This window comes from Butyrivibrio sp. AE3006, assembly GCF_000424165.1.
Taxonomy (GTDB): Bacteria; Bacillota; Clostridia; order Lachnospirales; family Lachnospiraceae; genus Butyrivibrio.
This window is the reverse complement of the sequence record NZ_AUJJ01000008.1, coordinates 1-21,920: the sequence shown is the minus strand read 5'-3', so window position 1 is coordinate 21,920 and position 21,920 is coordinate 1. Positions and strand designations below refer to the sequence as shown.

General features: G+C 42.3%; 16 protein-coding genes, 6 tRNA genes, 1 rRNA gene and 1 pseudogene. 2 read left to right on the top strand and 22 right to left on the bottom strand.

Annotated features, from left to right (window positions below):
* Positions 1–29 precede the first annotated feature (29 nt).
* The 14 genes and pseudogenes from G603_RS23055 to G603_RS0104420 all read right to left on the bottom strand — a co-directional run.
* Positions 30–944, bottom strand: a pseudogene (locus G603_RS23055) (PSP1 domain-containing protein); the annotation flags it as partial.
* 3 nt (positions 945–947) lie between these two features.
* A complete protein-coding gene (locus tag G603_RS0104480; RefSeq protein WP_026669442.1) occupies positions 948–2,024 on the bottom strand; it encodes a DNA polymerase III subunit in 1,077 nt (358 codons plus the stop codon).
* 20 nt (positions 2,025–2,044) lie between these two features.
* Complete coding sequence (locus G603_RS0104475; RefSeq protein WP_026496267.1) at positions 2,045–2,485, bottom strand: YaaR family protein; 441 nt, start codon at positions 2,483–2,485, stop codon at positions 2,045–2,047.
* 11 nt (positions 2,486–2,496) lie between these two features.
* Entirely contained in the window at positions 2,497–3,090 is a 594-nt protein-coding gene (locus G603_RS0104470) for a guanylate kinase (protein WP_026669441.1), read from the bottom strand.
* 19 nt (positions 3,091–3,109) lie between these two features.
* Positions 3,110–4,516, bottom strand: coding sequence for an aminotransferase class I/II-fold pyridoxal phosphate-dependent enzyme (locus G603_RS0104465; RefSeq protein WP_035792030.1), 1,407 nt, complete (start codon positions 4,514–4,516; stop codon positions 3,110–3,112).
* A 102-nt stretch (positions 4,517–4,618) separates the two neighbouring features.
* Positions 4,619–6,169 carry a carboxylesterase/lipase family protein gene (locus tag G603_RS0104460; RefSeq protein ID WP_035792028.1) on the bottom strand — a complete coding sequence of 517 codons (1,551 nt, stop codon included), beginning with the start codon at positions 6,167–6,169 and terminating at the stop codon, positions 4,619–4,621.
* 93 nt (positions 6,170–6,262) lie between these two features.
* The gene (locus G603_RS0104455) at positions 6,263–7,906 is read right to left on the bottom strand and encodes an extracellular solute-binding protein (RefSeq protein WP_026669438.1); all 1,644 of its coding nucleotides are present in this window, start codon (positions 7,904–7,906) and stop codon (positions 6,263–6,265) included.
* 130 nt (positions 7,907–8,036) lie between these two features.
* The gene (locus G603_RS0104450; RefSeq protein WP_026669437.1) at positions 8,037–8,936 is read right to left on the bottom strand and encodes a carbohydrate ABC transporter permease; all 900 of its coding nucleotides are present in this window, start codon (positions 8,934–8,936) and stop codon (positions 8,037–8,039) included.
* 15 nt (positions 8,937–8,951) lie between these two features.
* Positions 8,952–9,935, bottom strand: coding sequence for an ABC transporter permease (locus G603_RS0104445; protein ID WP_026669436.1), 984 nt, complete (start codon positions 9,933–9,935; stop codon positions 8,952–8,954).
* 342 nt (positions 9,936–10,277) lie between these two features.
* Positions 10,278–12,263 carry a helix-turn-helix domain-containing protein gene (locus G603_RS0104440; protein WP_196808042.1) on the bottom strand — a complete coding sequence of 662 codons (1,986 nt, stop codon included), beginning with the start codon at positions 12,261–12,263 and terminating at the stop codon, positions 10,278–10,280.
* A 129-nt stretch (positions 12,264–12,392) separates the two neighbouring features.
* The gene (locus G603_RS0104435) at positions 12,393–14,084 is read right to left on the bottom strand and encodes a CocE/NonD family hydrolase (RefSeq protein ID WP_026669435.1); all 1,692 of its coding nucleotides are present in this window, start codon (positions 14,082–14,084) and stop codon (positions 12,393–12,395) included.
* Positions 14,085–14,160: 76 nt separating this feature from the next.
* On the bottom strand, positions 14,161–15,372 hold the full coding sequence (locus tag G603_RS0104430) for a CaiB/BaiF CoA transferase family protein (protein ID WP_242829606.1): 1,212 nt from the start codon (positions 15,370–15,372) through the stop codon (positions 14,161–14,163).
* Positions 15,372–15,764 carry an AtuA-related protein gene (locus G603_RS0104425; RefSeq protein ID WP_026523693.1) on the bottom strand — a complete coding sequence of 131 codons (393 nt, stop codon included), beginning with the start codon at positions 15,762–15,764 and terminating at the stop codon, positions 15,372–15,374. The genes G603_RS0104430 and G603_RS0104425 overlap by 1 nt, the downstream gene beginning before the upstream one ends.
* Before the next feature lie 63 nt (positions 15,765–15,827).
* The gene (locus tag G603_RS0104420) at positions 15,828–17,216 is read right to left on the bottom strand and encodes an acyclic terpene utilization AtuA family protein (RefSeq protein WP_026523692.1); all 1,389 of its coding nucleotides are present in this window, start codon (positions 17,214–17,216) and stop codon (positions 15,828–15,830) included.
* Positions 17,217–17,341: 125 nt separating this feature from the next.
* Between G603_RS0104420 and G603_RS0104415 the strand changes: the two genes are divergently transcribed.
* Entirely contained in the window at positions 17,342–18,349 is a 1,008-nt protein-coding gene (locus G603_RS0104415) for a LacI family DNA-binding transcriptional regulator (RefSeq protein WP_026523691.1), read from the top strand.
* A gap of 193 nt (positions 18,350–18,542) precedes the next feature.
* Positions 18,543–20,156 (top strand): phosphoenolpyruvate carboxykinase (ATP), encoded by a 1,614-nt coding sequence (pckA, locus tag G603_RS0104410; protein WP_026523690.1) that lies wholly within the window; start codon positions 18,543–18,545, stop codon positions 20,154–20,156.
* 173 nt (positions 20,157–20,329) lie between these two features.
* Here pckA and G603_RS0104405 read toward each other — a convergent pair whose 3' ends face one another.
* The 8 genes from G603_RS0104405 to G603_RS0104370 all read right to left on the bottom strand — a co-directional run.
* Complete coding sequence (locus G603_RS0104405) at positions 20,330–20,851, bottom strand: HD domain-containing protein (RefSeq protein WP_051197581.1); 522 nt, start codon at positions 20,849–20,851, stop codon at positions 20,330–20,332.
* Positions 20,852–20,961: 110 nt separating this feature from the next.
* Positions 20,962–21,034 (bottom strand) — tRNA-Phe (locus tag G603_RS0104400).
* A gap of 9 nt (positions 21,035–21,043) precedes the next feature.
* Positions 21,044–21,117 (bottom strand) — tRNA-Met (locus G603_RS0104395).
* A gap of 13 nt (positions 21,118–21,130) precedes the next feature.
* Positions 21,131–21,212 (bottom strand) — tRNA-Tyr (locus G603_RS0104390).
* A gap of 8 nt (positions 21,213–21,220) precedes the next feature.
* A tRNA-Thr gene (locus tag G603_RS0104385) sits at positions 21,221–21,293 on the bottom strand.
* Between the two features lie 27 nt (positions 21,294–21,320).
* A tRNA-Val gene (locus G603_RS0104380) sits at positions 21,321–21,393 on the bottom strand.
* A gap of 24 nt (positions 21,394–21,417) precedes the next feature.
* Positions 21,418–21,491: transfer RNA gene (locus G603_RS0104375), tRNA-Asp, on the bottom strand.
* A 78-nt stretch (positions 21,492–21,569) separates the two neighbouring features.
* Positions 21,570–21,920: ribosomal RNA gene (locus tag G603_RS0104370) — 23S ribosomal RNA — on the bottom strand; the annotation flags it as partial.

Sequence of the window (21,920 nt, the reverse complement as noted above, 5' to 3'; positions counted from 1 at the left end):
TTATTAGCCTTAGGCGCTCCTGCATTTCCGTCATCATCAAGACCTGAGATGTCTTCCTGCTCTAAAGCCTTAAGTGCTTCTTCATCTACATCCTTTTCCTTGGGAGCATTGTTCTGCTTATGCTTCTGCTTTTTACGAAGGAAGGTGATGTCGTCCACATGATACTCATGTACTTCCTTCTCATCATCCACATCCACAAGGATACGAACTGTCTGTCTGAGAATATTAACGCTTGCAACCTCGCCCTCAAGGCCATCGTTAGAAGCAACAATATCGCCTACTCCGGGCATCTTGCGGTTGAGTTCTTCATATACATCCTCTTCATTTTTAAGGCAGCACATAAGTCTTCCGCACACACCTGAAATCTTGGTGGGATTAAGTGAAAGATTCTGCTCCTTGGCCATCTTGATAGATACAGGAATGAAATCGGATAAATAAGAGTGGCAGCAAAGCGGTCTTCCGCAGATGCCGTATCCGCCTATTATCTTGGTCTCATCTCGTACACCTATCTGTCTAAGTTCAATTCTGGTCTTGAACTCTGAAGCAAGATCCTTAACCAGTTCTCTGAAATCGATTCGTCCATCTGCTGTAAAATAGAACAGCACTTTATTGTTATCAAAGGTGTATTCTGCATCGATAAGCTTCATCTCAAGACCGTGCTTGATGATCTTCTCCTTACAGATGCGGAATGCTTCCTTTTCTTTTATCCTGTTGGTAGCCTCCTGCTCAACGTCCTTGTCATTTGCCATACGAAGAACGCCCTTGAGGGGCTTTGTAACCTCTTCATCCTCCACGTCTCTGGGATCACTGAGAACTGTTCCAAACTCGATACCTCTGGCAGTCTCAACGATGACGTGGTCTCCCTTTTTTATCTCAAAATCCCCGGGATCAAAATAGTAGATCTTTCCGGCCGTTCTGAATCTGACGCCGATAACCCTGGTCATATATTATAAATTCTCCTTTATATTTAGCATTAGCATCTCAAGAGTAAGAAGCACGTTAACGTTAGCTTTTATCCTGCTTCTGGCCTCATCGACAGCTTTGATCATATTGCCTATCTGTTTATACGTACATTTTGTGGTAACACTACTAATATACGACAGTTTATCCGCGAAAATCAAGTGTTCAGCGCTATCCTCGGCTTTATACACAAGGAAATCACGGCCCAAAAACATTAATATATCAAGATAGTTATTAACCGCTACAGGATCCGGCTTTTTGGATGTGGACTTTGCCTTTTTCTCTTCAGTGTCGGAATCATCACTCTCTTCGACTGCATTACCTGTGATCAGCATATCGGACATTCTGTCTGCAATTTCATTTACGGTGAGTCTCTCCATCCTCGATAGCAGATCAATTGTGCCGTTTTTAAGCCTCTCAAACTCCTCGCTCTCAGATAACAGAATTGCTTTTCCTATATTGCCCTGAGCAAAGGAAACAGAAAGCCTTGCCTTGTAATCCACAATCTTCCTTTTTTCCATAAGATACTTCATAAGAAGATCGTCCCTTACGGGTTTTATCTGAAAAACAATGCATCTGCTCAGTATTGTTGGCAAAAATGCATCTATATTGGCTGTCAGAATGATGATAACCGCGTATGCAGGCGGCTCTTCCAAGGTCTTAAGAAGAGCATTTTGAGCCTGAACCGTCATCTTTTCGGCTTCCGGTATTATATAGATTTTATGGTCGGAATAGGGCTTGATGTAAACATCATCGCAGACCTGCTGCCTGATATCGTCAACACCGATAGTGGCTTTCTCGTGGGTCACCTTCCTGATATCAGGATGAGATCCACTCTCTGTCTGATTGCAGGAATGACATTCGTCGCAGCTCTCTATGAGCTTACCGTCATCTTTTCTGTTTTCACATAAAATTGCCTTGGAAAATGTATCAGCTATAAGCTTTTTTCCGGATCCGACATCACCGGAGATAATATATGCGTGGGATATTTTTCCTGTTCTCAGGGCATTCTGCATGTGTTCCACTATCTGTCCCTGATCAATAATATCTGCAAAATGCGCCATTTTTGCAGCTCCTCCCGTCATTACGTAAATATATCAAGCAGTAATCCCTGAATCTGGCCTATTTTTGCCAGTATCTGGATATTGTCCTTTTCATCCTTAACAAGCTCCTGTGCCAGCTCGTCAAGATTTTCATCAATAAGTCTGATTATGCCGTAAACCCTGTGTCTTCCTCTTCTGTCCAGGAAATTTTCTCTGGAAAAGGCATGGGATCTCGTAACCACTTCATTAAGGAAATCCTTAATAAGAAAGCGATATCTTTGCATGTCTCTGATATCGTTCTTTTTGGATATCTGTTTTCCCTGCTGAACGATGTCCTGCATCATAAGGTTAAGGCGCTCCGCCAGAGACGAGTCCTCAATCTTACTTGTAAGCGTGAATTTAAAGTCACCGCTTACCTCCTGCTGTGACTGTGTCTGTTGAACCTGCTGTGTATTTTGAATATTGTCTATTCGTATATCCATTAGGTTTCCTCTTATTTTTCATCCGCAAGGATAAATGCTTCGATTTCGCTAAGACACTCCTCGATGTCGCCGTCGTTATTGAAAAAATTATCGACACCTGCTGCCTTCAAATTCTCATCAGAATAATCCGCCTTGTCCGCCAGATATCTTCTGCACATCTCATCATATCCGGGATTTTCCCTTTTCAGCTCCCTTCCAAGGGCTCTTTGAAGGATCACTCCGTCATCAACCTGGATCATCATGGGCACCACCTTGTCTTTGCCAAAGTAATCCCTGATCGATGTATACATCTCAATTGTGCCGATTATAAGGTAATTTCCTTTATCCAAATCTATCTGTCCATCGTCCACGGTAAAATAATGCCAGGGCCCATAGACAGTGTTGTAGGTCCTCTCTTCTATTATCTTTCGACTGTTTTTGAATTCCAGATAACGCTCTTCATCACAAAAAAAGTACTGTACACCATCGCGTTCTCTGTCTCTCATGGGCCTTGTGGTATAGATGATCACCTTATTAAGGTTCGCATTACCTCTCTCAAGGAGCTTTTTGTATATAGTATCCTTACCGCAGGAGCTCCTGCCCATTATTTCATAAATCTTTCCCATCAGTATTAATTACTCCAACTTAACTTTCACTTTTTATTACTTTTAATCTTCTATCTCCGGCATGCGCAATTTCTACGCCCTGGACATTCATACCCGCATTAATATATTCCCCAATTTCTGCTATGAGATCTTTATCAAAGGTTTCTCCGGGGACTATAAGAGGTATTCCCGGCGGATAGAGATTTATAAAATCTCCCGCAATCCTGCCTGCTGCCTCAGATATGTCGATATATTCAAACTCTGCATCCCATGCTTTATATAAAGGAAAAACTGCTCTTGGAATATTAAAGGTTTTGTACTCACCGGGATTACCTTTACCGGCAAGTCGCAAATCCATATCCTTTATGGCCTGTATCAGCCTGTCTATTCCTACATCCGTATCGTAACCTGTGATAATGGCAAGGCCGTAGGTATCTCCTGCCATCTCCAGCTGCAAATGATACTCTAAACGAAGTATATCATATATCTGCTGCCCTGTGATATTTGCTGATGCCGAGCATATCAGTACTTTTCCCGGATCAGCTATCACGTTCATGTCAGGAATAAATATATTCCTGCAACCGGCAGTTTCCTTTTCAATTCGAGTTCTGTATGCGAGAAGCCTTGAAAATACTTCCTCGCCCCGCTCTTCAATGTCCCTTAGGCAGGAATCAATTGATGCCATTAATACGTATGAAGGACTGCTCGACTGATAAATCCTAAGATATCTGCGAAGTCTTTCTCTGTTAACAAAATCTCCTTGTACATGTATCAGCGCTGTCTGTGTCATTGAGGCCAAGGTCTTATGAACACTGCATATTACTATGTCAGCGCCTTCATTTACTGCGTTCTTAGGGAGCCTTTCATCTAAGCCGAAATGCGCCCCATGGGCTGAATCCACAATAAGGATAACTCCTTTTTCATGACAGATATCTGCTATGGCCTTTATATCTGATGATATTCCCTCGTATGTTGGAGATGTGATAAAAAGTGCCTGTGCATCCTCATTTTGTAAAAGGGCTTCTCTGACTGACGAAGGACTTATCCTGCCAAGAAGCCAGGTACATTCCGGCATGATGTATGAAAGCGAAAGCTCCCTCAAATAAGCTGCATTGTATAGAGACTTATGACAATTCCTTGCAGTTATCAGCTTTCCGCCTTTAGAAACAGCTGCTGATACCGCACTTAGTACTCCGCAGGTACTGCCATTAACAAGAAAATGCGTCTCCTCTGCGCCGTACAGCTTTGCTGCTCTTTTTTCCGCATCAAGAATCATACCCTCTGCATCATGGAGGTTATCGTAATCATCTATCTCCGTGATATCAATATCCATATAGCCTGCCATGGGACCTGCATTTTTATTTCTCTTATGTCCGGGCATATGTAAAGGATAGAGATCACTGTCTCTTAAGTTTTTAAGTTCGTCTAAAATATGTTTCTTCGCCATTTTGTCCGTTTTCTTGGAATTTAATGAATATATTTATATTTTATCATAAAAACAGGCAGCTACATACGCAGCTGCCTGTCATGACCATATTTAAGATATGAATTAGTGCTGAATTTCAACATCTCCGCCGAACATAAACTTCGGAATAATGCTTGAATGAAGCTTTACGAGCTCTGCATCAAAGTTGTGCTTACACTCGCAGGTTCTGTCAAAGATCATTGTAGCTTCATCACCAGGCTTGGATGCATCCCATGTAGGAAGCTCTTCGTGGTTAGGATCGCCTGTTCTTGCAAAGTTCATTACTGCCTTGAAGATCTGCTCCTGAAGCTTATCGGATACGCCGGGTACGTTTGCTACAGGTACGAGATCGATATTGTGGAAGAAGAATGCAATATCTGAGCAGTGCCAAGCGGGCTTGTTGTGCTGAATCGGGAACTCAAGAGCAAATACATAAGAGTAAACAGGTGCTTCTGTTCTCTTACTTGCTTCCTCAATGAGTACTCTAGTAGGCGCACGGAAGATTGAGTCATAAGAAATAAGATCAACAATCTTCTTATCAGGATAAGCTGCCTTGAACTTCTCAATGAGCTCATCTGCCTGATCACCAAAGGTCTCTGCAACCTTTGCTCTCATCTCTTCTTCAGTCATCTTTGTCTTATCGAATGTAAGAGGCATGAATGCGAATTCGCCAAATACACTACCGATCATAAGCGGGATCTTCTTGGAATTCTCTGTGAATCCAACGAACTGAGGCTCACCCTTGTACCAGTCATTGATCATAGGTGACATACCTGTGTAAAGTCCCTGCTTCTTGATATCCTCAACTACTTTGCCATAAGCCTCGCAAAGAGCCGGATAAGGAAGGGTTTCAAGCTTCTCTACGTCGTTCTCAGATAGTCCTAGTTCTTTAAGCATAGCTGTAACGATCGGTCTGCCATCACCCTTTCCTGTATCCATAAAGTCTTTGCCGAGTACTCCGCTCATTACAATACCTTTCTGGAAAAGTCCATCAGCTTCAGGTGTCTGCATAAGAGAGGTAACTTTCATACCGCCACCAGACTGACCAAAGATTGTAACGTTGTCGGGATCGCCGCCGAAAGCTGCGATGTTTTCTTTAACCCATTTAAGGGCTGCTACCATATCTGCGTTACCGCAGTTTCCGGAATTTTTGTACTTTTCACCAAAAGGAGAAAGATCAAGGTATCCAAGGAGGTTGAGACGGTGGTTGATTGTAACAACTACTACGTCGCCTTCCTTAGCCATTGCTGCTCCGTCATAGCAGAGCTGCTCTATAGAAGAACCTGCAAAGAATCCGCCGCCGTGAAGCCATACCATTACAGGCTTTTTAGCATCTTTGCAAAGTTTTGTTGACCAGATGTTAAGGTTCTGGCAATGTTCATCCTGAGGCCAGTATGCATGAGGAACCATCAGCTCTCCTCTGGGTGTATCCTGCTGCATAAGAGGGCAAACCATTCCGAAAGATGTTGCATCCTTGATGCCTTCCCAGGGCTCTACCTCTGTGGGCTGACAGAAACGCTCTGCTTCAGCGTAATGCACGCCCTTGAAAATGTAAGTACCGTCATAGAAATATCCCTGAAGTTTTCCGGCCTTTGTACTTACGATTGTTGATTCATCCTGTTTAAAAAATTTCATTTTTATGTCCCCACTTTTCTGAAATTAATCGGGTAGGGGGATAACAGCTTCCCCCTACCCTTATATTGTTAAATACCTTCTCTTTTTCTGAAATTAACGAGCGTTGTAACGATCAAGTGCTGCCTGCTTAAGCTCGATGCAACGATCGATGTTGTATGTCTTAAGCTGCTCTACGAATGCATCGTAGTCATCAAGTGACTGCTCGCCTGTGATGAACTTAACTGTGTTCTCCCGAACAAGTGTCTGGATATCTGTGTAAAGTGTTACATACTCAGAGTTCTCAGCATCTGTAAGTGTCATGCAGGAAGGAAGCATAAGATCAAACTTGTCTTTATTGAATTCATCATAAGCATTAAGGGCTGAATTTCCTTCGTAGATAGGATCAAACATACCCCAGTTGTAAAGACCGAAATCAGATGTTCCAAGTGAATATGTGTAAACTGCCTCTGAAAGTGTGTTAACCTTACCCTCGTCTACCATCTGCTGCATAGCATCTGTGAGGTGATATGTGTCGCCGTCCTTTGTATAGGACTCGCCTTCAATACCTACTGAATCAAGAAGCATAGCTTCGTTTGTGTACCAGAAATCAAGATATCTGCATGCAAGCTCAAGATCCTTTGTTGTAGCTGCGATACCAACTTCTTCCTTAACAAGGTCAGATGTTGCAAAACCGATCTCAGGTGTGTCACCTTCCTTAAGTACAGGTGATGATGTTGCTACGATGTTAAAGTCCTCATCATTATTGTAACCCTGAGCCTTCATTACGTCAGCTGTGAATCCCCAAAGCTGGATACCTGCACCGCATTTTCCTGTTCCCATGTAATCCTGAGGGCTCATCATGTCAGCTGCGTTTGTCATGAAGTTAGGATCGATGAGTCCCTTCTCATACCAGTCATGGAAAAGTGTAAGCCACTGCTTGTAACCATCTTCAAGAGGACCATACTTAACTTTATCGCCATCCTTGTAGAATTCACCAAGGCATCCATAAGCTGAAAGGAAATGGCTGAAGTAATCATATCCGTTTGTACCGATCATAAGAGGTGCTTCACACTCAGGATAGTTCTCCTTGAATGCTGTAAGAACTGTTTCCCACTGATCGATAGTTCTGGGAACCTCGAGACCAAGATCGTTGAGCCAGTCACCACGAAGTGCCATACCTGCCCATACTCTCTCACCTGATACATCACCGAAGTAGGAAGCAATTGTACGTGCTCCAACGAGCTTTCCTTCATCAGTTACAGTATCCTTTTCGAGCTGAGGATTGCTCTTACGAAGTGCCTGATAGTTAGGCATATACTTATCTGCTACGTCTGTAAGGTCTGCAAGGACGCCGTCCTGTACACCCTTCTCTGTTCCGCCGGGATAATATGTTCCGCAGTCACGGATGATATCCGGATACTCACCGGATGCAAGCATAAGACCGAACTGCTCCTGAGCGGATGCAGCGTCTACTACCTGCCAGTTAACATGTACGTTTGTAAGCTCTTCCATCTTCTGGATAGCTTTAAGGTCGTTAGGATTCTCTACATAGTCGTTACTCCAAACGATCCAGATGCTAAGCTCCTTCTTCTCTGCAAGGGGCCATGTCCAATCGCCTGCATCTGCTGTTACAGCTGCATCCCCTGAACTTGCTGAATCAGTGCCTGAACCTGTGTCTGCACCCTTACTACCGCAGCCTGCGATAGTTCCTGCAAGCATTGCTGCTGTCAGCATTACTGCCAATACCTTCTTTTTCATTAAAAATTACCTCTCTTTCATTTATATCATTTTTAATTGATACCAATAATGAAGTTCTGCTCTCGGGCTAAAGCCCTCACCAGAACGACTTTCGGACCAGATTCGAAAGAACCTCATCAAGTCCTCAATGTCAACCTTTTACAGATCCTACCATTACACCTGTAACGAAGTACTTCTGTACGAACGGATATATAACGAGAATCGGAAGTGTTGATACTACGATTGATCCGTATTTAACCAGTGTCTTATACATCTGAGCATTATCCATAAGATCGCCTGCATTAGCAGTAACTGAATTTGTGGAGTTCTGCGCAGAAATCAAAATCTCTCTCATGAACATCTGAAGAGGATACTTATCTCTTGCGGTAGGCAGATACAGGAGAGCCGGGAACCATTCATTCCACTTACCAACTGCGATAAACAGAATGATTACTGCAAAGGTCGCTTTACACAAAGGAAGGATGATCTTAAACATGATTGTCAACTCCCCTGCTCCGTCAATTCTTGCAGATTCTTCAAGAGAATCCGGAATAGCCTGGATAGCTGTTCTCATAATAATGATATAGAAAACGCCCATGGCCTGCGGAATCAAAAGCGCAGCTCTTGTATTCAAAAGTCCCAGCTTATTTACTACCATATAGGTTGGGATCATTCCGCCGTTAAACAGCATTGTGAATGCCAGGAACATCATAAGTGCATTTCTGTAACGAAATCTTTTTCTTGATGTGATATAACCTGCGATAACTGAAAGTACGCTGGTTATAAGGCACTGTGCTACAACATAAACGATTGTGTTTCTGTAGCCGATCCAGATGTTCTTGTAACGCATGATAATCTTGTAAGCATTAAGTGATGGCTTACCTAAAGGCAAAAGAATAAAACTTGTAGCCTTATCAACAAGTGCGGGTTCTGAAATTGATGCAAAGCATACATGTACGATTGGAACCACACACAGAAAAGCTATTAATGCGAGGAATATATAATTGAGTGAATCAAATATATAATCTCCTATTGTCTTTTTTACTACCATTTCTATTTCCTCCAATCAGAACAGGCTTGACTCTGTAAATTTCCTTGAAATTGCATTTGTTGTAAGCAGGAATGCAGTACCAATTATTGAGTTGAAAAGACCTACTGCAGTTGAAAAACCGTAATCATACTGCTGAAGACCACATCTGTAAATGTAAGTACTGATAACATCCGCTGTCTCGTAAGTTGCAGGTGTGTACAAAAGCAGAATCTTGTCTGCGCCGACCTGCAGGATGGATCCCATTCTGAGGATAAGCATGATCATGATTGTAGGCATGATGGATGGGATTGTGATGTGTATACATCTCTGCCATCTTGATGCCCCGTCCAGAACTGCTGCCTCGTAAAGCTCCTGATCAACACCGGCAAGTGCTGCGATGTAGATGATTGATCCGTAGCCCATTCCCTGCCATATATTAGAAGCAATATGTATTGCCCAATAGTTTGAAGGGTTAGCCAGCAGGTTCTCTACTGTTGTGTTTGTAAGCTTAGCTACTACGTTTGAAATAAGTCCGCCGCTCTGTGTGAAGTCTACGATAAGACCGCAGACAACAACCATTGATATGAAGTAGGGCATATAAGAAACTGTCTGAATTGTTTTCTTATAGAATTTTGCTCTTACTTCATTAAGAAGCAATGCGAAAATAATTGGTGCCGGGAATCCGAATACTACATCCAGAACACCGATCACAGTTGTGTTTCTAAGAAGTCTTCCAAAATAAGGACCGGTAAAAAATCTTGTGAAGTTATCAAGTCCTACCCAAGGGCTACCTGATATTCCAAGTGCCGGTGTGTACTTCTGAAATGCCATTATGATACCTGCCATCGGTATATAATGGAAAATGATGTACCATACCACGATCGGTATGCACATAATGTAGATTACTTTGTTTCGCAGGATGTCTGTCTTTAAATTATGTAAGAACCCTGCAAAGCCGGCATGCTCTGCATACCCCGTTGCCGGAATCACCGGCTTTTCTTTTGTTACTTTTTGCTCCATTCCTTCCTTCTCCTTTTTCTTTTGGCTGCTCCCTATGCAGCTGATTGCCTTGTGTGAGTTTAGTATATCGTTGTACTATACGCATTAAAAGAACCGCTTTTTTACGTCAGGGTATCATTTTTGTCATTATGTAAAAAATGTGCTATGTTTCGAAATATTGCCCTCTTAAAACCCTGTATTTATCTGCATTTTGAGATTGATGTACAATTTTTTACTATGAAAAATTGTGGTATTTTACAGAATGTTTATAATAAAAAATCGGAAATACATTTACGTATTTCCGATTTTATAATCATCTTAATTATTTACTTTGGGTAATAAAATTTTTATTTTTTTAATAAATTATTTACTCTTATAAAAATCTCCCGGGGTGGTTCCATGTTTTTCTCTAAAGCATCTTATAAGAGGTCTTGGTGTTGTAAATCCAACCTTGTCGGCAGCATCTTTAACAGTCATTCCGTTTGCCATAAGTATTTCAGCGTTATCAAGTCTTACATTGTTGATATATTCCAGCATTCCTATGCCATATATCTGTTTAAAAGTTCTTGATAGATAGGAATTATTGACATTAAGCTCGTTTGCCACGCTGTTGACGTTCATATCCTTATCAGAATACTGCTTATCAACAAACTCCTTGGCCTTCTCCACCAGCTGCATGCTCTTTCCGCTGTTTTCCTTCTCGGATTCATCAACACTATCAGTGCCTTTACTGCTCTCAACAGCGGCATTTACGATATTATCAAGCATGCTCTGAGCTTCAATGCCTCTATGCATGCGGTAAAGGTTCTGAACCTGCTCCATCTGATCCCAGCTTGTCAGGGTTGCCTTTGCTTCATCATCGAGAGACAACTCTTTATAGAATGCTACATTTGGAAGAGTACCTACATAAATACGGTATTCTCGAACCAGCATAGCCTCTCTGTTGGCTGTAGGGATTCCTTTTTTACCATGATGGATGTCAGAAATGTTCGCTACAAGAGCTATATCAAACTTCTCTCTGATAAAGCTGCATACGGTATTTAATTTATCGGTCAGGTCCGGAAGTGACAGCTCATCCTGTCCTCTAAGTTCAACAATATTGTAAAACCAGTGAGCCAGGCCGCCTGTAATTAGCAGATTCTCTTTCCCAATAAGCTCTTCCGATACATTGTGAATGATAAACCATACCTGATCTCTCTCCTTCTGATCCATTGGAGTTTCAGTAGGATTATCGATATCATAGCTGACTACCAGGTATCTGTTGCCATCGCCATCATCCTCGGATAAGGTATCCGTTCCGTAATTCAACAGTCTTATAATCCTTGTCTCGTTGTCATTTTTGAATTTATCGAGCTCCTTCTGGGATACCTGCAACATCTGAATGCTATTGATTGACTTACTTATTCCAATTTCAATACGCTTGAACTCGTCATCATTTAACTCAGAACCATCTGCAAATCTGGTAGTCTCGTATTTATCCATGAAATCCAGAAGTGATTCGATGGGTCTGTACTGAACTCTCATAATGTGGGTGACAAAAATTCCGCCCAGCAGAATAAGAGCAAGACCATAAATAATTACCCCGACAACAAAGGGTTTAACTGCATCAATAGCAAGTCCCGTATCAAGAACAGCGACCATTCTGAGTCCATAAGGTCCCAATGCAAAAGGATATATTACCTTCTTACCAACTATATGCTTATCCACAGAAGCTTTGCATTCAGTAATCATCTCTTCGTCGAGACCACCGTTGCCCAGCTCTATATATTCATCATCTTCCGAAATAAGCAAAAAATTATAATTATTATTTATTGCTTCCTTCATTTTGGTCTTATCTATCTCTATGAGTAAGACGGCATCCTGCTCCTCAAAAGGAGCTGCATACTGTGTGGACATAGAGTAAAAAAGGCGCTTCTCACTGCCTGATCCTGCAACCTTAAACTTACTGTACAGCGCATCGTTGTACAAAATCTGCATATCCTCAGCTGTAAGACCAAGGCCCTGAACGCTGTTTATATTATCACTGATGTTGATAAATTCTTCTTTTGTCAGAACTGATGGCGTATTCTTAGGTAAAAAAAGATACATCTTACCAAACACATCATGAACAGCGCCATATTCATCCATCAGATCCGCTATCTCAGAAAGACGCATTTTGTCTTCCAGATTTTCATCATGCTTTTTTGCCGCAATCTGAACCAGATTATTGGTTATAAAGGTCTGTGCCCCAAGTACTACCTCTTCGCAGATGTTTTCAATTGATGCCACCTGCTCACGAAGGAGCTCCTCCTGAAGAGACTCCTCCTTGGCATACAATTTATGCACCAAAAAGAAGGCTGACCCTATCATACCCACACCGGTGAGTAAAACAATAGCCAGCCCTACTAAAATCCATCTTCTCAGTATTGGGCGGTGCTTCAAATATTTTGAGAGTCTCCCAAACATTCAAGTTCTCCCATCTTTTTCTAGTAAAATAAGTTATGCTATGGGCAACTCAAGGACAGAGGCCCTTTCTTTGCCTGTATAAATTGTCTGTTTTGCCTTTTTCTGATTCTTCTGAAGTGACCATACTCCGGCATTATTTGAATGTATACTGTATTCAGGGAAATTCGATGATGTTATATCAAGTCTGATCCTGCTGCCCTTTTGAAAACACCAATCGATGTCCCAGAGCTTTATGTTGACCTCGCATACATCACCCGGCTCATAGCTTTGTCTTGCGTCAGCGTCATTTCTATATGCCAAAGTGGTAATGCTACCTCTAACATTATAACTCTTTTTATCCTCAAATTCCTCAATTACTTTTACATAGAAGGCTGTATCCTCCGCATCAGATGATACATGAAGCTTTACATTGATCTGTCCAAGGACATGGATCTCCTCTTCCAGTTTATCTGATACAAAACTGGTAACATCGCTTCGATAGTCCGCTTCTTTTTGTATGTGTGATCCATTTTCCATCATAGAATGGAAGGTTGACTCCGCTCCGCATACCATAACCGGATTCTTTGGATCATATACAAAAGAGCATTCTCCGTTATCTGATGACATTTCTCTGCAAAGCTTTTTATCCTTATCAAGATAAAAGCTCTTTATTTTCTCTGATCTAACCGGGAATTCCTTAGGATATTCCCATCTATCTGCACCTACTTCATATAATCTTACATTCTCTGAAGTAGTCTTATTTTTCCTAAGTATCTCATCAAACCAAAGAGCAGGCGATGAAAATGCATCTTCACCTACATTCTCGGTATTCTGATGATCTATACAATTTGCATACCCATGATTCCAAGGGCCAATCTCTATTCTGCTTATAGCCTTGGTCTCATCACTAAGAGCTTCCCAGGTCTCAATAGCGCTGCCAAGATGATGGTCATACCAACCTTCTCTGACGCATACGGGTATCTTCACCTTCCCGGGGATTTCCTTAAGCATTCCCCAGAAGCCTTCTTCCCAATAGGGATCATTTCTGTCTGTATGAGTAATCCAGTCCCTGTACCAGTCAAGCTTTACGCCCCAAAGCTTCTCATCAACTTCTGCCTGCGGCATGTAAGCTGCGCTTTCAAGATAGTCTGCGCTAATCGGAACTCCCGCATTATTCATGGCCCAGTCTGTCAGGATGTCCTGCCTGAACATACCATCCTTGTATGCAGAGGTATGTCTAAAGCAGCCATAGACTCCAAGATACATGGTCTTAACCTTGGAGGGAACCGCATCAGCCATGCACCATCCTGTAAGTGCAAGATATGAATCTCCCCAGTAGCCAACACTTTCAATCCTATCGTCTTCCTGAAGTGCATTCATAAAGGAAAGTCCGTCTCTTCTCTCATTTATGTTAGGTACCCACTCTCCTTCAGAGCCATTTATACCGCGGCACCACTGAACTGCAAAGGCAAAGCCCCTTTTATTAAACTCCCTTGCCTTAAGCTTCAGTAATTCCACCTGATCCACATAGCAGCATCTAACTGCAATACAGGGAAGAGGATATTCCATATTTTTAGGGAAAAAGAACCATGTTTTCAGCTTTTTTCCATCATCTGAAGGAATCATGACCTCTTCAAGTTCGCCTTCTTCTGCCACTATATCAAGTGGAATGTTGCAAAGAAGCTTCTTCTGCTTCTCCATATACTGCCTGATCATCTCTTCAATTGCTGCCTTATCTAATGCCATGGTTCGTTCTCCTCTTTAATCGCCGGTTTACATGTAGCTATGCCGTCCGGATACGGTGGCCGAAAATTAAAACTTATCAGATTGTCCCTGCTTCCTTAAAAGCAGCGATTTCTTCATCTGAATAGCCAAGTACGTCTTTTAAAATGCTGTCATTATCCTGTCCAAGAGTAGGAGCAGGGCGATTTATTCTGGGCATCATATCCATGAGTTTAATGGGATTGCCATTTACCTTCATAGGTCCGATAACGGGATGATCTACATCAATGAACATCTCTCTGTCTTTACAAATATGCTCATCCTCTGTTATCTGCTTAACATCATAGATAGGACCTGCAGGAATACCTGCACCAAGAATAATATCCACTATCTCACTGACAGTTCTGTCCTTTGTCCACTTCTCTATCTCTGCCTTTTGGATCAGGTTGTTCTTTACACGAAGAGGAACTGTAAGAAATCGCTCATCGGTTATCATATCTTCTCTGTCTATGAGCTTACAGAATTTCTCGTAAAGCTTCTGGTTACCACAGGCGATAACTACAAATCCGTCCTTTGCATGATATGTATCATAAGGTGCGATTGATGCATATGCGTTACCATTTCTTACAGGGATTTTTCCCGAGTCAAAATATCTGATATACGCATTCTCAAGACTTGCCACAACCGAATCAACAAGAGAAACATCAACTCTCTGGCCAAGTCCTGTACGCTCTCTTGCATGAAGCGCCATAAGTACGCCCATGATCATATTCATTCCGCCAAGGATATCACCCATAGCATTACCTGATCTTGTAGGCTCGCCTCCCGGAATACCTGTAACTGACATAAGTCCGCCCATTCCCTGAGAAATAATGTCATATCCGGGACGCTGGCTGTATCTTCCATAGCTTCCAAAGCCGGAGCAGGCAGCATAGATCAGTCTTGGATTTATTTCCTTTAACACATCATATCCAAGACCAAGCTTCTCCATGACACCTGGTCTGTAGTTTTCAAGAAGTACATCTGCCTTGGCAACAAGCTTCTTAAAAATCTCTTTTCCTTCATCACTCTTAAGATTTAAAGTGATTCCTCTTTTGTTCCTGTTAAGATTGGCATAGTACATGCTCTCGCCATTTCTGTAAGGCGCATAGCCTCTTGCATCATCACCTTTTCCGGGAACCTCTATTTTAATTACATCTGCTCCAAAATCTCCAAGAATCGATCCGCCATAAGGTCCTGCCACAACTCTTGTAAGATCAAGGACGCGAACATCCTCAAGTGCCTGTCCGCCCATATTTAAAGCCTGTTCCATTACTCTTCCTCCGCATAAGGATCCTCGAAGGGCATAAGCTTAACGCCGCTTTCAAGCAGACTGTCAAGTTCTTCCTTTGATACGTTTATCTTCATTCTCATAACTGCTGATCCCATGGATTTTCCAAGGGAGTCAAGTCTAAGGCTCATAGTAGCGCCGCCGCCAAGTGCGTGGTGCATAACAAAATTCATTCCGTTTAAGGATGCAACCTCATATCTTGTGATATCGCCCTTAACCATATCACCAAAATAGTTCTTCAAATTCTCAGGTGTTGCTTCCCTCAAGATTATGTCGTAATACTCAGGTTTTCTTGCAAAAACACAGACATTACTGGTATCTCCCTTATCGCCGCTTCTTCCGTGTGCGATATCATATAAATATATTCTGGGCATGATGACCTCCTAATTTTCACTAAAAATCCATTCCTGAACCTCTGGTTCAAAAATGCTACCAATTTATACTGTAAGAATGTGACTCTCAACCTTAAGCGCATCTCTTGGAATAACTGTAGGATAAAGTGCCATAACTTCCTGAACGTGTGCTCTTCCGCCAAAGAAAGATGCTCCCTGAGGTCCGTTAAGCTGCAGTGGGCTGATCTCAGGAATGATCTTTGCACATTCTGCCTTATCCTCTGAGAATACTGCGATTCTCATTACGCACTCATTAAGTCTTGCGATTGTTTCAGGACTCTTATCAGCAACTCCAAGATGAAGTGAATCAAGACCGATGAAGCTGATATGCACATCATCTGCCTTCATGCCTCTCTCCTGCATCTTCTTCATGATCACATCTGCGCAGTATCTTGCCTTCTCATAGGCATCCGGCCATGCAAAGGATAGCATTGAAACTGTCTTCCAGCCCTTGTGATATCCAACGCAAAGCTTGATGGTATCAGGTCTTTCCTTACCCTTTATGCCTGCAACAGCTACTCTGTTCTCACCCTTCTGAGTTACAGTAGCGTGGCTGATATCAACGTTAACATCAGGTGTGTAATAATTGGCAGGATCAAGAACCTCATATAAGAACTGTTCCTTAACACTCTGCTCAGTAATAAGTCCGCCGCAATCCGGAGCCTTAGTGATTTCGAATGTATCCTCTGTAATCTCAGCGATGGGGAATCCAAGATGTTCCATATCAGGAACGGATCTCCAGTCATACATGAAGTTACCGCCTGCACCCTGACCGCCGCACTCAAGAAGGTGACCTGCCATAATACCTCTTGCAAGGTTATCCCAGTCATCATCTGCCCATCCAAACTCATGAGCAAAAGGTGCAAGGAAAAGTGCAGAGTCTGCTGCTCTTCCTGTTATAACCGTGTCCGCACCGTCTGCTATAGCCTTCTGAATCTGCTCATGACCGATGTATGCGTTACAGTTGTAAATCTTATCCTTTATATCTTCAAAACGAACACCGCTTGTATCATCGCTTCCCGCTGTGTCCATTGAAGGGAATTCCCATCCGTCTGCAATAAGCTGAGGAATCTTATCCTTAATATCATCTCCTGTTACATAACCAATCTTGTAACCCTTTAAGTTCTCAGCCTCAGCCCAGCTCTTTATAGAATCAACACAGCCCTGGACATTCATTCCACCTGCATTTGTAACAATCCTTATCTTTTTCTCAAAAGCCTCTCTTCCGGCCTCCTTAAGGAGCCTTGTTACAAAATCAGGCGCAAAGCCCTTTGTGGGATCCTTTATCTTCTGTCTTGCCATGATAGACAGTGTAAGCTCTGCAAGATAATCGCAGGCAAGATACTGTATATCAGCTTTTCTAATCATATGTATTGCTGCATCCGGAGAATCACCCCAAAATCCCTGACCTCCGCCGATAGCTATTTTCTTCATTTCGTAGCCTCCTGAAATAATAGAGATAGTAAATAATTACTACAACGTTGTACTAGCATATTGAATATAACCCCGTTTAGTGTATAATGTCAATAGTACATCGTTTGACTAAAGGATTTTTTATTATGGTTACAATTAAAGACATTGCAAAATACACAGAACTGTCACCCAGTACAGTTTCTATAGTTCTTAGAGGACTTGGTAAGAAAAGAAATATTTCAGAGTCTTCTATAAAAAAAGTCCAGGAGGCTGCAGTTAAGCTTGGATACACTCCCAACATGCAGTCAAAGCTTCTTAGAAGTAACCTGCCCAATATGCCGGTTATCACCATATTCTGGGACGCTTCCGCAAGACAGGATACGCTTTCAAGATTTTTATCAGGCTTACAGTCTTCAATAATTAAGCATGGTTATAAGTACGGACTAAATATCAACCCTTATAACACATCGCACCTTAGTGAAGCCATCACCCAAAGAACGCTCACCAGCAGTAATGGAGTGATTATCTGTAATGCATCAGAGAACGATATGGAATTCCTCGACAGCAACGATTTTCCAATTCCCATCGTCCTCTACAACAGATATTCAGACAAATATCCCACTGTAAATATGGATGATAACGAAATCGGCCTTATACCTGCAGAGGTCTTTGCAAGGCATGAAAAAAAACGCCCCTGCATTCTTGGCTCTGTTGCAACCTTCAACGGAATGCACATCAGAGAAAATGTCTTTCGTTTTAAGATGAATGAATTTGGCATATCAGATATTGGAAAAATTGAAGTACAGGACAGCCTTGGCGGAGGCTATCTTGGTGCTTTGGAGATATGTAAAAGAAAAGAACTTCCCGATTGTGTTCTTTGCACTTCCGACAACATTGCATTCGGTGCCCTCAAAGGCTTTCATGAAAAAGGAATAAAGATTCCTGAAGACCTTGAACTCATCAGTATCGGTAACGGTCTTAAGGATCATGAAGAATACGCCATTCCTTCTCTTTCAGTGGTTGGACTTCCTATTGAAGAGATGGCAGATGCATGCCTTACAAGAATAGCCCGAGCAATTACTGAATTTGATCTTACACCGGACAGACAACAGTTCCATGTGGAATACATTTCAAGGAAAAGCTCTCCCGTGTGAATTATTTTCATAATCTGTTTGGTATTTTGCAGACAATATTTCTATTTTGTCCTATTTTTAAAGTATTTGTAAAATTTCTATGATTTTTGTTATTTTTCTAACAGAATATTGTATAATGTAGTGTATGAGCGTTTAGCATTGATTTTTTGTAATCATATGCTATCAAAATAGAAAAAGAAAAGGAGTTAAAGAAATGGCAGAAATTAATTTAACAAAGTATGGCATTACTGGCACAACTGAAATCGTTCATAATCCTTCTTATGAGGTTCTCTATGAAGAAGAGAAAAAGGCCGGTCTTGAAGGCTATGAAGTTGGACAGGATACAGAACTCGGTGCTGTTAATGTTATGACAGGTATCTACACAGGACGTTCTCCTAAAGATAAGTACATCGTTATGGATGCTAATTCTAAGGATACTGTTTGGTGGACATCAGACGAGTATAAGAACGACAACCATCCTATGAGTGAGGATGTTTGGGCAACTGTTAAGGATATCGCTAAGAAAGAGCTCTGCGACAAGAGACTTTTCGTAGTTGATGCATTCTGCGGTGCAAACAAAGACTCCCGTATGGCAGTTCGTTTTATCATGGAAGTTGCTTGGCAGGCACACTTCATCAAGAACATGTTCATCGTTCCTACAGATGAAGAGCTCGCAAACTTCGAGCCTGACTTCGTTGTTTACAACGCATCTAAGGCTAAGGTTGACAACTATCAGGAGCTTGGCCTCAATTCTGAGACTTGCGTAGCATTCAATATCACAAGCCGTGAGCAGGTTATCATCAACACATGGTACGGCGGTGAGATGAAGAAGGGTATGTTCTCAATGATGAACTATTACCTTCCTCTTAAGGGCATGGCTTCCATGCACTGCTCAGCTAACACAGATATGGAAGGTAAGAACACAGCTATCTTCTTTGGTCTTTCAGGAACAGGTAAGACAACACTTTCAACAGATCCTAAGAGACTCCTCATCGGTGATGACGAGCACGGTTGGGATGACAACGGCGTATTCAACTTCGAAGGTGGTTGCTATGCTAAGGTTATCGGTCTTGATAAGGACGCTGAGCCTGACATCTACAACGCAATCAAGAGAAATGCTCTTCTTGAGAACGTTACAGTTGATGCTAACGGCAAGATTGACTTTGATGATAAGAGCGTAACAGAGAACACTCGTGTATCATATCCTATCCAGCACATCGACAACATCGTTCAGAAGGTTAACAAGATCTCCGCTGGTCCTGATGCTCAGAATGTTATCTTCCTTTCAGCTGATGCATTCGGAGTACTTCCTCCTGTATCTATCCTTACACCTGAGCAGACACAGTACTACTTCCTTTCAGGCTTCACAGCTAAGCTTGCAGGAACAGAGCGTGGAATCACAGAGCCCACACCTACATTCTCAGCTTGCTTCGGACAGGCATTCCTTGAGCTTCATCCTACAAAGTACGGTGAAGAGCTTGTTAAGAAGATGCAGAAGTCTGGCGCTAAGGCTTACCTCGTTAACACAGGTTGGAACGGCACAGGCAAGCGTATCTCCATCAAGGATACTCGTGGAATCATCGATGCAATCCTTAACGGCGATGTAAACAAGGCTGAGACAAAGAAGATCCCGATCTTCGATTTCGAAGTTCCTACATCTCTTCCTGGTGTTGATCCTGCAATCCTTGATCCTCGTGATACATACGCTGATGCTTCTGAGTGGGAAGCTAAGGCTAAGGATCTTGCTGAGAGATTCACAAAGAACTTCAAGAAGTATGAAGGCAACGACGCTGGTAAGGCTCTTGTAGCAGCTGGCCCTAAGCTTTGATTCTTTGAAAAGTAAATCTGATTAAGATATTAAAGGTGGTCACATTGATTTGTGGCCACCTTTTTTATCATCTTTTGCTAATGCATTTCATTAAAATATAGAGAGTTATGATACTTTATTATTTCTTTCTACAATAAAAAAGAGGTCAGAAAATATCTAACCTCTTATAATACTCAATCATTGTTCAGTTCAATATATTTAGCCTTCAATCTGGCTTTATGTAAGCCTATCGTCTCCATAGCTGAACAATACTTATCAGCCAGTGTCACAACCCATGCCTCTCTGCAAAGCGGAGGAACGACTGTCAGAGGCCACATATGCTTCTTAATTATGTCCTTTTCTCTCTCTGTTAATACGAAGTCCCTGGATGCGTTTTTAAGGGCCGTAGAGGGGTGAAAAAAGCCATGAAGCTTTGGATGTACATTTCCCTTATCTTTGCCGTCTATATGCCAATCATAGAGGAAATAATCGTGTAATAAGGCTCCTCTGACCAGATCTCTCTCTTTACATTTGGCATGCAAAAAACGATTGATCCTAAGTGCTCTCTCTGCAACATTAACACTATGCTCATACACAGACATATCACCATGCTGTATAAACTTATGTGATTTTAAGAAAGAATGAGAATTCAGGATCTCACTACCATGCTTCTCAAGCAATTCCCTTGCAAGCTTTTTCTTTTCTTTTCTTGTCATAACCTATTTACATCTTTCTATATTACAAATCAAATATATGATGCTTTACATTATATAGCTGTACGGGGAAAAATCAAATTAAAATTCAGCGAAAAAAGGGTAAAAAAAGATGCCTAGACTCGGAATCGAACCAAGGACACGAGGATTTTCAGTCCTCTGCTCTACCAACTGAGCTATCTAGGCATTTGTGAGTAGCGGGGACAGGATTTGAACCTATGACCTTCGGGTTATGAGCCCGACGAGCTTCCAGACTGCTCCACCCCGCGATATTAAGTTGAATGGATGGCGGTGGATTCGAACCACCGAAGCAATTTGCAGCAGATTTACAGTCTGTCCCCTTTGGCCACTCGGGAAGCCATCCATATAAAGAGCCGATGAGCGGACTCGAACCGTTAACCTGCTGATTACAAATCAGCTGCTCTGCCAATTGAGCCACATCGGCTTATCTCAAAGAAAATCTTTGAAATAGTGGGGCCTACAGGGCTCGAACCTGTGACCCTCTGCTTGTAAGGCAGATGCTCTCCCAGCTGAGCTAAGACCCCATTCAAAATTTATTCAATTTTGAGCGACCCGAAGGGGGTTCGAACCCCTGACCTCCGCCGTGACAGGGCGGCGCTCTAACCAGCTGAGCCACCGGGCCAAATTCTTGAAGTTGTACCTTCAAAACCGAACACTGAATTATTCCATCTTATTCCAAATCTTTTTTTTTTTTTTCTTTTTGGACAAGCCCTCGACCTATTAGTACACATCAGCTGAACATGTTACCATGCTTACACCTTGTGCCTATCTACCTCATAGTCTCTAAGGGGTCTTACTCCATAATGGAGGGATATCTCATCTTGAGGGGGGCTTCACGCTTAGATGCCTTCAGCGTTTATCCCTTCCGGACTTGGCTACCCAGCCTTATGCATCTGGCGATGCAGCTGATACACCAGCGGTCCGTCCATCCCGGTCCTCTCGTACTAAGGACAGCTCCTCTCAGATATCCTACGCCCGCGCCGGATAGGGACCGAACTGTCTCACGACGTTCTGAACCCAGCTCGCGTACCGCTTTAATGGGCGAACAGCC

Excerpts from the sequence above, each read along its gene's own strand:
- G603_RS0104440 (WP_196808042.1), bottom strand. The coding sequence starts at position 12,263 with ATGATAGGGTCAGCCTTCTTTTTGGTGCATAAATTGTATGCCAAGGAG.
- G603_RS0104475 (WP_026496267.1), bottom strand. The coding sequence starts at position 2,485 with ATGGATATACGAATAGACAATATTCAAAATACACAGCAGGTTCAACAG.
- G603_RS0104405 (WP_051197581.1), bottom strand. The coding sequence starts at position 20,851 with ATGACAAGAAAAGAAAAGAAAAAGCTTGCAAGGGAATTGCTTGAGAAG.
- G603_RS0104430 (WP_242829606.1), bottom strand. The coding sequence starts at position 15,372 with ATGGAACAGGCTTTAAATATGGGCGGACAGGCACTTGAGGATGTTCGC.
- G603_RS0104450 (WP_026669437.1), bottom strand. The coding sequence starts at position 8,936 with ATGGTAGTAAAAAAGACAATAGGAGATTATATATTTGATTCACTCAAT.
- G603_RS0104455 (WP_026669438.1), bottom strand. The coding sequence starts at position 7,906 with ATGAAAAAGAAGGTATTGGCAGTAATGCTGACAGCAGCAATGCTTGCA.
- G603_RS0104470 (WP_026669441.1), bottom strand. The coding sequence starts at position 3,090 with ATGGGAAAGATTTATGAAATAATGGGCAGGAGCTCCTGCGGTAAGGAT.
- G603_RS0104415 (WP_026523691.1), top strand. The coding sequence starts at position 17,342 with ATGGTTACAATTAAAGACATTGCAAAATACACAGAACTGTCACCCAGT.
- pckA (WP_026523690.1), top strand. The coding sequence starts at position 18,543 with ATGGCAGAAATTAATTTAACAAAGTATGGCATTACTGGCACAACTGAA.
- G603_RS0104425 (WP_026523693.1), bottom strand. The coding sequence starts at position 15,764 with ATGCCCAGAATATATTTATATGATATCGCACACGGAAGAAGCGGCGAT.
- G603_RS0104420 (WP_026523692.1), bottom strand. The coding sequence starts at position 17,216 with ATGAAGAAAATAGCTATCGGCGGAGGTCAGGGATTTTGGGGTGATTCT.
- G603_RS0104435 (WP_026669435.1), bottom strand. The coding sequence starts at position 14,084 with ATGGCATTAGATAAGGCAGCAATTGAAGAGATGATCAGGCAGTATATG.
- G603_RS0104480 (WP_026669442.1), bottom strand. The coding sequence starts at position 2,024 with ATGGCGCATTTTGCAGATATTATTGATCAGGGACAGATAGTGGAACAC.
- G603_RS0104460 (WP_035792028.1), bottom strand. The coding sequence starts at position 6,169 with ATGAAATTTTTTAAACAGGATGAATCAACAATCGTAAGTACAAAGGCC.
- G603_RS0104465 (WP_035792030.1), bottom strand. The coding sequence starts at position 4,516 with ATGGCGAAGAAACATATTTTAGACGAACTTAAAAACTTAAGAGACAGT.
- G603_RS0104445 (WP_026669436.1), bottom strand. The coding sequence starts at position 9,935 with ATGGAGCAAAAAGTAACAAAAGAAAAGCCGGTGATTCCGGCAACGGGG.